At 72.7% G+C, this 13,471-nt stretch carries 12 protein-coding genes and 2 pseudogenes; 4 read left to right on the top strand and 10 right to left on the bottom strand.

All coding sequences use genetic code 11. The annotated features are described in order from the left end of the window. The 3 genes and pseudogenes from EAD96_RS25910 to EAD96_RS25920 all read left to right on the top strand — a co-directional run. A pseudogene (locus EAD96_RS25910) lies at nucleotides 1-387 on the top strand (bifunctional 3'-5' exonuclease/DNA polymerase); the annotation flags it as partial. Between the two features lie 140 nt (nucleotides 388-527). Next, the gene (locus EAD96_RS25915; RefSeq protein WP_121686099.1) at nucleotides 528-1,121 is read left to right on the top strand and encodes an NTP transferase domain-containing protein; all 594 of its coding nucleotides are present in this window, start codon (nucleotides 528-530) and stop codon (nucleotides 1,119-1,121) included. 87 nt (nucleotides 1,122-1,208) lie between these two features. Beyond that, nucleotides 1,209-1,925: a VOC family protein gene (locus tag EAD96_RS25920; protein WP_121686100.1), complete on the top strand. Its 717-nt coding sequence runs from the start codon at nucleotides 1,209-1,211 to the stop codon at nucleotides 1,923-1,925. A 36-nt stretch (nucleotides 1,926-1,961) separates the two neighbouring features. On the opposite strand, the gene EAD96_RS25925 is transcribed toward EAD96_RS25920, so the two are convergent. The 8 genes from EAD96_RS25925 to EAD96_RS25960 are packed head-to-tail and all read right to left on the bottom strand — an operon-like array spanning nucleotide 1,962 to nucleotide 11,007. Beyond that, entirely contained in the window at nucleotides 1,962-3,605 is a 1,644-nt protein-coding gene (locus tag EAD96_RS25925; protein ID WP_121686101.1) for a DUF4127 family protein, read from the bottom strand. Further along, entirely contained in the window at nucleotides 3,602-4,315 is a 714-nt protein-coding gene (locus EAD96_RS25930; RefSeq protein WP_121686102.1) for an N-acetylmannosamine-6-phosphate 2-epimerase, read from the bottom strand. Before EAD96_RS25930 ends, EAD96_RS25925 begins: the two co-directional genes overlap by 4 nt. Next, nucleotides 4,312-5,232: an ROK family protein gene (locus EAD96_RS25935; protein ID WP_121686103.1), complete on the bottom strand. Its 921-nt coding sequence runs from the start codon at nucleotides 5,230-5,232 to the stop codon at nucleotides 4,312-4,314. Before EAD96_RS25935 ends, EAD96_RS25930 begins: the two co-directional genes overlap by 4 nt. Continuing rightward, the gene (locus tag EAD96_RS25940) at nucleotides 5,229-6,071 is read right to left on the bottom strand and encodes a carbohydrate ABC transporter permease (RefSeq protein WP_120569024.1); all 843 of its coding nucleotides are present in this window, start codon (nucleotides 6,069-6,071) and stop codon (nucleotides 5,229-5,231) included. The genes EAD96_RS25935 and EAD96_RS25940 overlap by 4 nt, the downstream gene beginning before the upstream one ends. Then, a complete protein-coding gene (locus EAD96_RS25945; RefSeq protein WP_121686104.1) occupies nucleotides 6,061-7,008 on the bottom strand; it encodes a carbohydrate ABC transporter permease in 948 nt (315 codons plus the stop codon). Before EAD96_RS25945 ends, EAD96_RS25940 begins: the two co-directional genes overlap by 11 nt. A gap of 11 nt (nucleotides 7,009-7,019) precedes the next feature. Further along, nucleotides 7,020-8,303 (bottom strand): ABC transporter substrate-binding protein, encoded by a 1,284-nt coding sequence (locus tag EAD96_RS25950; RefSeq protein WP_121686105.1) that lies wholly within the window; start codon nucleotides 8,301-8,303, stop codon nucleotides 7,020-7,022. A 21-nt stretch (nucleotides 8,304-8,324) separates the two neighbouring features. Then, on the bottom strand, nucleotides 8,325-9,920 hold the full coding sequence (locus tag EAD96_RS25955) for an FAD-dependent oxidoreductase (protein WP_121686106.1): 1,596 nt from the start codon (nucleotides 9,918-9,920) through the stop codon (nucleotides 8,325-8,327). A gap of 40 nt (nucleotides 9,921-9,960) precedes the next feature. Next, a complete protein-coding gene (locus EAD96_RS25960) occupies nucleotides 9,961-11,007 on the bottom strand; it encodes a LacI family DNA-binding transcriptional regulator (protein WP_121686107.1) in 1,047 nt (348 codons plus the stop codon). A gap of 383 nt (nucleotides 11,008-11,390) precedes the next feature. On the opposite strand from EAD96_RS25960, the gene EAD96_RS25965 reads away from it, so the two are divergent. Beyond that, nucleotides 11,391-11,876 carry a hypothetical protein gene (locus EAD96_RS25965; RefSeq protein ID WP_121686108.1) on the top strand — a complete coding sequence of 162 codons (486 nt, stop codon included), beginning with the start codon at nucleotides 11,391-11,393 and terminating at the stop codon, nucleotides 11,874-11,876. A gap of 1 nt (nucleotide 11,877) precedes the next feature. Here the strand turns inward: EAD96_RS25965 and EAD96_RS25970 are convergent, their stop codons facing one another. Then, nucleotides 11,878-12,687 carry a metal-dependent hydrolase gene (locus tag EAD96_RS25970; protein WP_091427497.1) on the bottom strand — a complete coding sequence of 270 codons (810 nt, stop codon included), beginning with the start codon at nucleotides 12,685-12,687 and terminating at the stop codon, nucleotides 11,878-11,880. A gap of 119 nt (nucleotides 12,688-12,806) precedes the next feature. Continuing rightward, a pseudogene (locus EAD96_RS25975) lies at nucleotides 12,807-13,471 on the bottom strand (serine/threonine protein kinase); the annotation flags it as partial.

A 13,471-nucleotide genomic window follows, 5' to 3' on the forward strand; every position in this document is an offset into this window, starting at 1 on the left:
GGGCGTACCTGCCCGCCCGGGTCGGCGGGGTTCGCCGAGGGGGAGGAGCCGTTGCCGGAGGGCGGGGCCGATCCGCACAGCCCGTCGGCCCGGGCGGCCCGTTCGCGGGGGCGCTTCACCCGCAACTTCGTCATCCAGGCCACCGCCGCCGAGTGGGCCTCCACGCTGCTGGCCACGTTGCGCACCGAGCTGGCCGGGACGGAGGCGGAGCTGGTCTTCTTCCAGCACGACGAGGTGGTGGTGCACTGCCCGGCCGGGCAGGCGGCGGTCGTCGCCGAGGCGGTCACCGCCGCCGGCGCGCGGGCCACCCGGCTGCTGTTCGGCGACACCCCGGTCCGGTTTCCGCTCGACCTGTCCACTGTCGACTGCTACGCGGACGCGGCATAGTCACGCAATTTTCCGTTTTGCCCCGCTACTTGCCCCCGGCCGCGCTCGTTGGGTCCGGTGTGCGTACGACGGGACGGACCGGGCGGCTGTGCCCGGTCCGTCCCCAGATCGAGGGGGCACCGCTGAACCGGATCGCTGCAATGATCATCGCCGCCGGTGGCGGCCGCCGCATCGGCGGACCCGAAGCGCTGCTGCACCAGGGCGAGAAGCCGCTGGTCAGCCAGATGATCGACACGATGGCCGAGGCGGGCTGCGCACAGGTCGTGGTCGTCCTGGGCGCGGCGGCCGAGCAGGTGCGGCAGACCACCGACCTGAGCGGCGCCACTGTCGTGGTCAACCGCGCCTGGGGCACCGGCGTGGGCTCCTCGATCCGGGCCGGGCTCGCCGCGCTCACCGACGACGACGTCGAGGCGGTGGTCGTGGTGCCGGTGGACATGCCCGGGCTCACCGCGGCGGCGGTCCGCCGCGTCACCGCGCTGCCGTACCCGGACGTGCTGGTCTGCGCCACCTACGACGGGCTGCGCGGCTACCCGATGCTGTTCGGCCGCCGGCACTGGTCCGGCATCGCCACGCTCGCCAGCGCCGACGTGGGGGCGCGGCCGTACCTGCTGGCGCACAAGGACCAGATCGTCGACATCGCCTGCGACTCGGTGGCCGACGGAAGCCGGATCGACAGCCCGGAACTGATGGCGCTCTACGGCCTGTCCATCCCCGAACAGCGCGTCGGCGCCTGACGGCCCGAAATCCGGCTGCGCGCCCGGACCGCCCGGCCTACGCTCCTGACCTGCCGCCGACGACGGCGGCGGATCGGAGACGGCCAGATGGCGGTACACCTCTACGCGGTCAGCCTCGACGCGGGTGACCCGCGACGACTCGCGCGGTTCTGGTCCGGGGTGCTGGGCCGGGAGATCATCGACGACCCGCGCGAGGGCGTGGCGCTGGGCCCGGACGCCCACAGCGACTTCCGCCTCCGCTTCCTGCCCAGCGATGCGCCGAAGACCGTGCAGAACCGCGTGCACTTCGACGTGACCAGCGCGTCGCCGCAGGCCCAGCAGGAGACGGTCGACCGCGCGCTGGCGCTGGGCGGACGGCACATCGACATCGGCCAGGGCCCGGACGACGACCAGGTGGTGCTCGCCGACCCCGAGGGCAACGAGTTCTGCGTAATCGGGGCGGGCAACACCTTCCTCGCCGGCTGCGGCCCGGTCGGCGCGGTCAACTGCGACGGGACGCGGGCCGCCGGCCTCTTCTGGAGCGAGGCGCTGGGCTGGCCGCTGGTCTGGGACCGGGACGAGGAGACAGCGATCCAGTCGCCGCGCGGAGGCGCGAAGGTCACCTGGAGCGGCCCGCCGCTGATGGACCGCGGCGACGGGGACCGCGTACACCTGGATCTGGTCGCGGACGGTGACCGGGACGCGGAGATCGACCGGCTGCTGGCGCTCGGCGCGACCCGGGCCGGTACGGGAAGACACACCGCCGGCGACGTGGTGCTGGCCGACCCGGACGGCACCGAGTTCTGCCTGCTGACACCCCGCTGAGGCGGGTGCGGCCCCGGGGGACCGCACCCGCACCGGTCAGCGCAGCCGCAGGCTCGGCTCCAGCGTGACCTCGAACAGCCGGTCCCACGGCAGCTCGACCCGTACCGCCGTGACCCGGTCCAGCGTCGCGGTGAACGTCTTGCGTCCGCGTCGGCCGAGCACCAGCTCGTGCCCGGCGAAGTGGTCGGCGAAGTACCGCTCGGTCAGCGGCACCAGCCGGTCGCGTACCCAGCCGTCGAAGTAGCGCTTCTGCTCGGCGGTGAGCGCCAGCGGATCCCAGCCCTGCGCCCGGGCGTGCGCGTACGCCTCGACCTGCACCACGTTCTTCCACGGGTCGTCCTTGACGAACCGGTAGAGCAGGTACTCGGCGTGCGCCCGGGCCGGCCCGCGCAGCTCCGGCACGCCGAAGCCGCTGCCGGAGGAGCGCAGGTACGCCCACCGCGCGGTGCCGTGCGCGAGCGCCAGCCCGAGCGCGTTGCCGCCGGTGTTCCACCCCGAGTACGACAGCAGCGCCGGCAGGTCCAGCCGGGTCTCCATCCGGGACACCAGGTCGTGGTCGCCCTTGTTGACGATCAGCGGGTCCACCACGACCACCTGGGTGCCGGCGGCCAGCAGCTCGCCGATGCGGCCGACGAACGCGTCCAGGTCCGCGCCCCGCTGCCCGGTCGTGGCCGACGGGGTGTTCACCGCGAGGACGATGTCCGCGTCGCCGCTCACCACCCGGCCGCCCACCGAGGTGACGTGCCGGCGGATGTTCTCCGCGAACGGGATGCCCTCCAGCGCGGCGGTCCAGCCCTCGCCGGACACCCCGGCGTACTCCACCCGGTAGGTGGGCGCGGCGCCGGCGGCGACGACGCGCGCGACGAGCAGCGCGTTCACCTCGTCGGCGCCGGGGAAGATCTCCACCCGGTCGCCGACGCCGAGCCGCGCCACCAGCGCCTCCAGCTCGACCCGCTCGGCACGGGCCAGGCCGACCGGCGCGGTGTCGTCCTCGGAGAGCACCAGGTGGCTGATCGTCCCGTCCGCCACCCACTCCACCATCAGCCGGTTGACCTGGTGGTTGCGTGCCCGGGCGGCCAGGTAGTCCTCGACCACGGCGTCCGGGATGCGCGCCCGTACGGCGTCGAGCTGGGCCCGCAGCGCCTCCTGGCCCAGGTTGACCACCTGGTCGTACAGCTTGGCCCACTGGACCAGCAGGTCACGGTAGTTGTCCAGGTCGGTGCCGGTGCTGGTGATCGCGAGCCGCTGGATCGTGTCGTGCACCTCGATCACCGCGTCGGACCCGCGTGTGCGCAGCCGCCGGATCGCCTCCAGGTTGCGCAACGCGTCGGCCAGCGCCGGTGCGGCGGTACGCGAGGCGATGAGGCCCCCGTACGCCAGCATGCTCACCGAGATCACGTACCCGTCGACGCCGTCGGTGCCGTCGAGCCAGCGGGCGATGCCGGCGCCGTCGCCGGGGGTGAAGAAACGGCCCAGCAGGTCCCGCGGCGGCAGCAGCACCTCGGCGCCGGCGCTGGCGGCGGTCATCTCGGCGCAGTACGTGTTGACCGGCCGATCGTCCAGCGGCACCAGCGCCACGCTCGGTCCCCGGCCGGCGGGCCGGGCGACGGCGGGGCCGCCGAGGGCCACGGTGGCCAGGCCGGCCGCGCCGGTGGCCGCAAGAAGCGTTCTTCTCTTCATCGATGCTTTCTCTTCTCCGGTGCGCTCGCCGCCCGGGGGGTGGCCGGAACCAGCCGGCGGGTGATCCACAGCGGTGAGGTGACGGCGTTGCCCGTCACCACCGCGTGGGCCCCCGCCTCGAAGGCCCGGCTGATCTGCTCCGTGGTGCGGTAGCGCCCCTCGGCGATCACCGGCACGGGCAGCAGCGCGGCGAGTCGCGCCACGAGCCCGAGGTCGGGCCCGTCGATCGGTGGGCCGGCCGGCGTGTAGCCGGACAGCGTGGTGGCGACCGCGTCCGCGCCGGCCTCGACGGCGGCGACGCCCTCGGCCACTGTGGAGACGTCGGCCAGGACCAGCGCTTCGGTCTGCTCGTGCACCGCGCGGACGGTGTCGGCGAAGGTCCGGCCGTCGGGCCGGGGACGGTCGGTGGCGTCCACCGCGACGACGTGCGACCCGGCCCGCGCCGCTTCGAGGGCGTGCCCGGCGGTCGGGGTGATGAACACGCCCTGCGTGCCGTGCTTGTACAGCCCGATCACCGGCACGTCGACGGCGGCGCGTACCGCCCGCACGTCGTCGGGGCCGTTGACCCGGACCGCCACCGCGCCGCCGCGGACCACGGCGGCGGCCACGCGGGCCTGGACGTACGGGTCGCGCATCGGGTCGTCCGGGTCGTCGGGCAGGGGCTGGCAGGACACGACCAGCCCGCCGGCCAGTTCGTCCAGGACACTCACGTGCTGGTCCCTCCGTCGTGGTGGTTCGGTGCGGTGGCGAGCCGGGCGGCGCCGACCACCACCGCGTCGGCGCCCAGCGCCGCGGGAAGCAGTGGCACGTGCGCCCAGCCGCCTGGTAGCTCCGCCCGGTAGGCGGCAGTCGCGGCGGGCAGCAGGGTGCCGGCGGCGCCACCGGCGACCAGGACGGCCTCGGGGTCGAGCAGCGCGACCAGCCCGGCCAGTGCCGCGCCGAGCGCAGCGCCGGCCCGCTCGACGACCTGCCGGGCGGTCGCGTCACCGGCCGCCGCGCGCCGCGCCACCTCCCGCCCGGCGACCGGGTCACCGCCGGCCAGCGCGTACGCGGCGGACAGGCCGGTGCCGGAGGCGACCGCCTCCAGGTGCCCGTACCGGCCGCAGCCGCAGCGCAGCCGGTGCGCGTCCGGGACCGGCAGGTGCCCGAGCTGGCCGGCCGCGCCCCGGGCGCCGCCCTCGACCCGCCCGTCGCGGACGATCGCGCCGCCCAGCCCGGTGCCGACGGCGGCCAGCAGCACGTGCCCCCGGCCCCGCCCGGCGCCGGCCCAGCACTCGCCGAGCGCCGCCGCGCTCACGTCGTTGGTGACGCGCACCGGCCGGCCGAGCCGTGCGGCCAGCTCGTCGGCCACCGGGGTGCCGGCCCACCCGGGCAGGCTGCCGGTCGCGTACCTGATGACGCCGGTCGCCGGGTCGACGGTGCCCGCGGTGCCCACTCCGACCGGCCCGGGGCCGGCGGCGGCGAGCAGGTCCGCGGCCAGGCCGGCGGCGGTGTCCAGCACCGCGGCCGGCCCGCCGCGCGCGGGGGTCGGCGCCTCCCGGCGGTCGAGCACCCGCGCACCGGGACCGACGAGGGCGGCGGCGGTCTTGGTGCCGCCGATGTCGATCCCGACGACCGGCCCGGTCATCCCTTCAGGCCGGTGTGCGCGAGGCCCTCGACGAACTGCTTCTGCGCGATGACGAACACCGCCAGCACCGGCAGGGCGGTCATCGACGCGGCGGCGAGCTGGACGTCCCACATCGGGCCGCCGTACGCGTCGACGAACTGGGTGAGCGCCTGCGGCAGGGTGAACTTGTCCGGCGAGGACAGGAACACGATCGGTTCCAGGTACAGGTTCCAACTGTGCAGGAACGTGAAGATGGCCACCGCGCCGAGCGCGGGCCGGGACAGCGGCAGCGCGATCTTCCAGAACGTGGCGAAGCGTCCCAGCCCGTCGACCCGGGCCGCCTCCTCCAGCTCACCGGGGAGGCTGATGAAGAACTGCCGCATGATGAACGTCGCCAGCACGCTCGGCGCCCCGAAGATCGGCACCAGGATCAGCGGCCAGTGCGTGTCGATCAGGTCGAGCTTGAAGAACATCTGGAACAGCGGCACGATCGTCACCTCGCTCGGGATGAGCAGGCCCGCGAGGACGACCAGGAACAGCACGTTCTGCCCCCGGAACCGGATCCGCGCGAACGCGTACCCGGCCAGCGACGCCACGGCCAGCGTGCCCACGGTGACCAGCAGCGCGATGTAGAGGCTGTTCAGGTACTGCTGCCCGAACGGCTGCAGCTCGAACACCCGCCGGTACGCGTCCACCCGCGGATCGGTCGGCAGCAGTTGCGGCGGGAAGGAGAAGATGTCCGCCACCGGCTTCAGCGACGAGGTGACCATCCACCACGTGGGGAACACGAACGGAACGGCCAGGACCATCAGTACGCCGTAGAGCACCAGCTTGGTCCGCCGGGACAGCTCACGATTCATGGAAGACCCACCTCTTGCGCATCTGCCACTGCAGCACCGTCAGCGCGAGCACGATGACGAACAGCAGGATCGACAGCGTCGCGCCGTAGCCGAAGTGATGGAACTGGAAGGCCTGCTGGTAGAGGTAGTAGACGAGCACCGTGGTCGAGGTGCCGGGCCCACCCTGGGTGAGCACCGCGATCTGCGCGAACACCTGCAACGAGCCGACCACCGTGATGATCGACGTCAGCATGATCGTCGGGCTGATCAGCGGCACGGTGATCCGCCAGAACTGGCGCATCCGGCTCGCGCCGTCGACCTCGGCGGCCTCGTACAGCTCGGCCGGCACGCCCTGGAGCGCGGCCAGGAACAGCACCATGTTCAGGCCGACGTTCTTGAACACCTGCACGACGATCACGGACAGCATCGCCGTGCCCTCGCCGCGCAGCCAGTTGGGCCCGTCGACGCCGATGGTGTCGAGCAGGCCGTTGACGCCGCCGTTGTCCTGCAGCAGGAAGCCCCAGACGATGGTCCACGCGACCAGCGAGACCACCACGGGGGAGAAGAACAACGTGCGGAACACGATGGTCCCGCGCAGCTTCTGGTTGAGCAGGACGGCCAGCAGCAGCGCCAGGCCGAGGTTGAACACGACCAGACCGACCGAGAACAGGCCGGTCGACCGCAGCACCGGGCCCAGGTTGGGGTCGTCGGCCAGCGCGGCGTAGTTGTCGGTGCCGATGTAGTCGAAGCTGCCGGCCAGCACGTTCCACTCGTGCAGGCTGTACCAGAACACGAGGACCAGCGGCAGGATCACGAAGACCACGCTGCCGAGCAACTGCGGGGTGATGAACAGGTATCCGGTGAGCTGGTCCCGGCGGCGGGTGGTCCAGAACGGCCGGGCCCGGCCCGGGGTGGGCCCGGCAGCAGCCGGGCCCACCCTGGTGTCCGTCTGGGTCATGATCCTCGGCCCTACTTCGCCAGCAGCGGCTGGATCTTGGTGCAGACGCCGTCGAGTACGCCCTTGACGTCCGCGTCCGCCTGCCACAGCGGGTCGAGCGCGGCACGCACCTGCTGGCTCAGCTCGGCCTGCCCGGCGTGGCTGGGCTTGACCACGCCGTTGGTGATGCCGTCGATGACGACCTTCTGGAGCTGCTCCGGCTTGAGCTTCGGGTTCGTCTTGGCCAGCGTCTCGGCGGTGAGCTGGGACTGCCGCGGCGGCGGGAAGAACTGGGCCAGCTTCGCCGAGTTCGCGGGGTTGGTGAAGAAGGCCAGGAAGTCGGCGGCCTGCTCGGCGTGCGGGCTCTTCTTCAGCACGCCGATGCCGGCCTGGCCGGACACCGCGTACGGACCCTTCGGGCCGGCCGGCAGCGGGACCAGGTCCCACTCGAAGCCGTCGTCCTTCAGCAGCGAGGCGCGGGAGATCTGGGTGACGGTCATGGCCGCGTCACCGGCGAAGAAGTCGGCAGTCGTGCCCGGTCCGGGCAGCGCCTTGCCGGTGAAGATCGCCTTGTGCAGCGTGGTCATCGCCTCGACCATCTCCGAGCTGTTGAAGCCGCAGCTCCGGCCGTCCTCGCTCCACGCCTGGGCGCCCCAGCCGGTCCAGAACGTGGCCAGGTTGTCCCAGCCCTTGTAGTCGAAGTCGCGGAACACGAGCCCGGCCTTGCCGGACTTCGCCGCGGTGGCGCCGGCCGCGGCCAGCGCGGTGTCCCAGTTCCACTGACCGGCCGCGATCAGCTCGGCCGGCGTCTTCTGCCCGGCCTTCTTGAGCATGTCGTTGTTGACGAACACGCCGAACGGCGAGGTCGAGAACGGGTACGCGAAGAGCTTCCCGTCGTCCTGCCAGAGCTTCAGCGTGGCGGGGGAGAGGTCGTCGTACTGGTAGCCCTCGGCCTTCTTCAGGGTGTCGTCGAGCGGGCGCAGCGCGCCGGAGGCGACGAAGTCCGGAGCCGAGTTCTCGAAGATCCACGCCAGGTCCGGCGCGTTGCCACCGGCGATCTGCGTGGTCAGCGTCGTGGTGTAGTTCTCGAACGGCAGCGGGTCGAACTTGATCTCCGCGACGTCCGGGTTGTTCTTCCGGTACTCGTCGGCGATCTCGTTGAACAGCTTCATGTGCGCCTCGTTGGCGGACCAGACGGCCATCCGCAGGCTGACCGGACCGTCGTCCTCGGCCCCGTCGCCACCGCCACAGGCAGTAAGCGCGAGCACACCGGCCATGGTCGCCGCGACCAGACCGGACAATCTTCCGTATCTCACTTTCGTCTCCTCACCGGGGGTTCAGTAACCCGCGACCTGCGGCCAGCGGCATTCCACGCCGGCGGCCGAGATGCGGTCCGTGAATTCGGCCAGCAGGCGGGGGGTGCCGCGGACCGCGCGCGGGGACTCGCCCCGCGCAAGGCAGAAGTCGGCGAGCAGGCCGGCGACCTCACCGACGTTCCACTCGACCGGGTGCAGCCGGTAGCTGCCGTTGGTGATGTGCGTGGTGCCGATGTTCTTGCCGGCCGGCAGCAGGTTCTCCATCCGCTGCGGGATGAGCGCGCCGAGCGGGATCTCGAACGGGCAGGAGCCGACGTCGATGTAGTTGTCGCCGCCGGTCGACGGGTGCAGGTCGATGCGGTACATGCCGACGCCGACGGAGTCGGGGTAGCTCACCGCGCCGTGCTCGCCGCGTACCGCGAGGGAGAGGTCCTGCTCGGCCACCGTGTACTCGGCGCGGATGCGGCGCGACTCCCGGATGTAGGGCGCCTGCGCCAGCCCGTCGGCGCTGCCGGTCACGTCGCCGCGCAGCCGCAGCCCGGGGAAGCCGGTGCCGCCGTCGGGGCGGGGCGCCTCGGTCTGCAGCCAGTACAGGACGGAGTACGACAGCTCGCGCGCCTGGGACAGGTGCCAGGACGCGTTCGGCACGTCGATGACCGGTCCCTCGAAGTAGTCGATCATCGGCCAGTTGACGAGTGTGATGTCGCTGCCGTACGCGCCGTCGACGAAGTTGCGCCGCGCCGCGATGCGCCGGAACGTCCACAGGTTGCCGTCGCCCGGGTTGAGCCGCTGGTCGGCGTTGACGCCCAGCGGGTCGTCGTCCGGGTTCGGGGTGAAGCTGCGCTCGACGATCTCCAGCGTGCGCGGGTGCGGCGACCGCCAGGACAGCAGCCGGTCGCCCCAGAAGTCGGGCTTGTAGTCGCGCCAGAAGTCGTAGCCGGCGGGACGGTCGATGGTGTGGTCGCCGTCGACGTGGTCCAGCGCGAAGCAGACGGACACCGCCTGCATGTTCAGCGGCTGCGCCTCGGCGGGCGCGCTCGGCTCACCGGTCTGCGCCTGCGACTCGAACCCGGTCACGTACTCGGTGCCGGTCAGCGGCAGCAGCTCACCGGTCTCGGTGGCGTCCAGGACGTACGGCGCCTCCACCTCGATCCGCTCGTCGCGGTCCCGGTGGGCGAGCGTGACGCCGGTGACCCGGTCGCCGTCGGTCTCGGCCGCGACCGGCCGGTACGGCTGGAGCACCGTCAGCCGCCCGGACCCCCGGTACGGCGCGAGCATCTGCTCCAGGACGGCGACCGCCACCCGGGGCTCGTGACAGAGCCGGCTCACCCAGCCGGCGCCCGGGTTCAGGTCGGTCCACGCCCGGGACCGCTCGGTCAGCGGGTAGTGGCGGCGGTAGTAGTCGCGGATGCCGTCGCGCAACTCCCGGTAGCTCGCGGTGGCGCCGAACTGCTCGATCCAGGAGTGCTCGTCCGGCGGGACCGCCTGGCTGGTGAGCTGCCCGCCGAGCCAGTCGAACTCCTCGGTCAGGATGACGGACCGCCCGGCACGGGCCGCGGCCAGCGCCGCGGCGACACCGCCCAGTCCGCCCCCGACGACGAGGACGTCCGCACGCATTAGTACCACTTGCTTCCTTCCAGTTGCGCGGCCGGGCGTGTCAGCGCCGGTCGGCCGCCGTTCCAGGGACGCCGAGGGTGTCGCCCTCGACGAGTTCGCAGGGCAGGAGCCGTTGCTGGAGGCCGCCGGCGCTGCCGTCGATGACGCCGGTGAGCACCTCGACGGCCTGGCGGCCCATCTCCTCGCGCGGGATGCGGAACCCGGTGAACGTGATGTCGGTGGGCACCGGGACGGTCGGGTCGCCGAGGGTCACGACGGACAGGCCACCGGGCACCGTCAGCCCCTTGCGGCGGGCGGCCGCCTCCAGCGCCACGGCGGTGGCGAAGTCCTCCACGAAGGCGACGGTGCTGCCGTCGGCCCGCAGGTCGTCCACTGTTGCGTCGGCGGTCTCCGCCGTCGCGGTGATCTGGCGGGAGCTCTCCGCGCCGGCCGCGCCGGCGTGGAAACCACTGCGCCGGTCGTGCGAGGACTCGGCCGCGGTGCCCATGCCCACGTACGTCAGGCGCCGGTGCCCCAGGTCCAGCGCCCGCTCGGCCAGCCGGTGGACCGCGCTGGCGTAGTCGGCGCCGACGTAGGGCACCGGTCCGCCGGCGTCGTCGCGGCGACCGACGGCGACGTAGGGGAACCCGTCGCGGTTGAGCCGGAGCAGCTCCGCGCCGTCGATCTCCCGGCCGAGCAGGATGCATCCGTCGGCCAGGCGCAGCCGGTTGTCCTGGTGGAAGATGCGCCGCCGGCCGTCCACCACCGGCGCGCTGGTGAACAGCAGCAGGTCGCAGCCGACCCGTTCGGCGTACTCCTCGATGCCGAGCAGGAACGGGTGGAAGAAGTCCCGGCTGCCGCTGGGGAAGGCCGGCTCGTAGGTGAAGACGCCGATGATCCGGTTGAACCCGGAGGCGAGGCGGCGGGCGGCCGGGTCGGCGGCGTACCCCGTCTCGGCGATGACCTGCAACACCCGGTCCCGTGTCTCCGGCGCGATCCGGACGTCGGCGTCGGTGCGGTTGTTGAGCACCAACGACACGGTCGCCTGGCTGACGCCGGCCATGCGCGCGATGTCACGCTGGGTGACACGCCTGGGGGGAGGAGTCACGTCGGTCCTTCCACTGCCGCTAATGCGTATTAGCGATCGGGTCGGGATGGAGCCTCGCTGCTCTCCCGGCGTCCTGTCAAGGGGTGGCCGGAAGATTTCCGTTCGATGAACTCCCTGATCTAATGCGGATTAGCAGCGCGACCGCCGCCGCCCGGCGGCTGTTCGGGCGGGAGATCTTGACAAGGGTCGACCGAGCGCGCGACAGTAGGCGAACCTCGGCGCTAATGCGCATTAGCGTGTCGTCGATCGTTCGCGCGGATGATCGACGACTACTGCTTCCCTACTCAGAGTGATGTCGGGTGCGGCCTCTGCCCGCCGCAACCCCGGGCACTACCGTTCTCATCGGACGGTCGTGGCGCCGTCCGTACGGGGGAGGGGACAACGTGGGCAGCACTGTCGCTCGTCATCTCGCGGGAGCCGCGGCGGCGTGGCTCGTCGTCGTCGCGGAGGCGGTCGTCGGCTACCTCGGGCTGCTGGCGTACGCGCTCGTCACCGGCGCCGACCCGGGCGGCCCGTTGGCCGGACCACTGCTGGTGCTGATCGCGGCGTTGCTCGGCGTGGCCGCGCTGCCGCTGCTGTTCGCGCCGGCGGTCGCGCTCGGTGAGGCCGCGGGCCGGCGGCGGACCGGTCCGGCGCTCGCATTCGCCGGGCTCGTCGCGGTCGTGCTGGCCGCCGGGTACGCCGCCGCGGCGGCGGTCGCCACGGACGTGCCCGGCGCCCGGGTGCCGCTGGTGGCCGGGATCGCCGCGCTGCTGGTCCTCCCGCCGACGGCGGCGTACGTGCTCGCCGCCGGCGGAGTGGGATGGACGGCCCGGATGATCCGGCACCGGGCGGCCACGGCTCGTGCGGTGTGCGCCGAGGCGGGCTGACCTACACCTGGATGTCGAAGCGCTGCAGCACCGAGGGGGCGACCAGCCCCACCGCGGCCAGCACGGACAGGATCGTCATCGCGGTGCGCAGCACCACCGTCTCGGCCTTGCTGCCGGTACGCAGGGCGATCTTGTTGGGCAGGCCGACCATCGTCCACATGCGGCGCTTGATCGGGATGGGCCAGAGGATCGGCACGCCGGCCCGGGTGATCATGTCGCCGAGGATGTGCACGAAACAGCCCACGCCGACCGCGAGCCCGATCATCGGATAGCCCCGGTCGCCGGGCAGGTTGGCGAACGTGAACCAGGCCGCGGCGGCGGACACCAGCGTCACCACCACCCAGCCGGCGCGCTCGGCCCACTTGTCGAAGAGCCCGCGCAGCGCCAGGCCGATCATGAAGAAGAGAATGCCGACCACCGCCCACTTGCCGTAGTGGGCGCACAGCGCGGTGGTGCCCCAGCCGACGAGCACAGTGAACGGGATGGTGTGGGTCAGCGTGCGGTGCCCGTTGTTGCGGCGCGGATCCTTGCTGAGCTTGGTGGCGTAGTAGACGCCGAGCGAGATCTTCTCCATCACCTCGGCGACGAAGAGGCTGACCACACCGAACGTGCGGGCCACGGTCGCGCCGCCCTGGTTACGGGTGACCTTCCCGGACAGGTCGAGGTCGGGGAAGAGGGCCCCACCGGCGCAGACCGCGGTGCCCACCGCCAGGGCCAGCGGTGTCTGGTGGTAGTCCGCGAACTGGGCCATCGCCCAGGAGCCGGTCAGCCACACCGCCGCGCCCGAGAGCGCGTGGGACGGTCCCATCATCTCGGCTCGCCCTTCCCGAAGATCTTGATCCACAAAAACTACGCCACTGTAGTCAGCCCGTGCGACAGCGGGGCATCAGCCGGACGGTCCACTGGGGAAGGGGTGCCGCGGGCGCCGCCTCAGCCTGCCGTACGGGTGGGCTTGACGGTGCCGAGGCTCGCGCGGATGACGGCGAACTGCTTCGAGGCGGCGGTCCAGTCGGCGTCGGACGTGGTCCAGCCGAGCGTCCAGCCGGCCCGTTCGCCGGGCAGGACGCGCATCGCGTGCATCCGCTCCCCGTAGGGCGCGGTCCAGAGGCACTCCCACGCCGCGCCCGGGCCGTCGGACTCCAGCCGGACCCGCAGGTAGTCCGGCAACCGGCCGGCCGAGGTCAGATCCCGCTCGGACGACTTCAGCCGGCCCACCGGATCACCACCCGGGTACGGCTCGACGCCCAGGATGCGCCGCGTCGCCGGGTCCTGGAAGCAGGTGGTGTCGCCGGAACGCAGTTGCAGCCAGCCGGCGGGCAGGGCGGTGCGGAAGCCGCCGGTGTCGGCGGGCCAGACCCAGCCGGCCGGTACGGTCACCCGCGGGTCGTCCGGGGGCGGACCCTTGCGGACCGGCGTGCCGGCCACGTCGGGCCGGACGCAGGGGAACGGCGGAGGTGGCGCGCCCGGGCCGGGCGGGCGGTCCCAGGGGCGGGCGACGGCCTCGGTCGAACTGCCCGCCTGCGGCGTCTCGTCCCGGCCGCCGGTGATCGCCAGCGCGGTGCCCACACCGGTCACCACGGCCAGCAGCACGGCTC

The organism is Micromonospora sp. BL1 (assembly GCF_003667485.1).
Taxonomy (GTDB): Bacteria; Actinomycetota; Actinomycetes; order Mycobacteriales; family Micromonosporaceae; genus Micromonospora; species Micromonospora tulbaghiae.

Excerpts from the sequence above, each read along its gene's own strand:
- EAD96_RS25970 (WP_091427497.1), bottom strand. The coding sequence starts at position 12,687 with ATGATGGGACCGTCCCACGCGCTCTCGGGCGCGGCGGTGTGGCTGACC.
- EAD96_RS25940 (WP_120569024.1), bottom strand. The coding sequence starts at position 6,071 with ATGAATCGTGAGCTGTCCCGGCGGACCAAGCTGGTGCTCTACGGCGTA.
- EAD96_RS25955 (WP_121686106.1), bottom strand. The coding sequence starts at position 9,920 with ATGCGTGCGGACGTCCTCGTCGTCGGGGGCGGACTGGGCGGTGTCGCC.
- EAD96_RS25945 (WP_121686104.1), bottom strand. The coding sequence starts at position 7,008 with ATGACCCAGACGGACACCAGGGTGGGCCCGGCTGCTGCCGGGCCCACC.
- EAD96_RS25925 (WP_121686101.1), bottom strand. The coding sequence starts at position 3,605 with ATGAAGAGAAGAACGCTTCTTGCGGCCACCGGCGCGGCCGGCCTGGCC.
- EAD96_RS25920 (WP_121686100.1), top strand. The coding sequence starts at position 1,209 with ATGGCGGTACACCTCTACGCGGTCAGCCTCGACGCGGGTGACCCGCGA.
- EAD96_RS25935 (WP_121686103.1), bottom strand. The coding sequence starts at position 5,232 with ATGACCGGGCCGGTCGTCGGGATCGACATCGGCGGCACCAAGACCGCC.
- EAD96_RS25915 (WP_121686099.1), top strand. The coding sequence starts at position 528 with ATGATCATCGCCGCCGGTGGCGGCCGCCGCATCGGCGGACCCGAAGCG.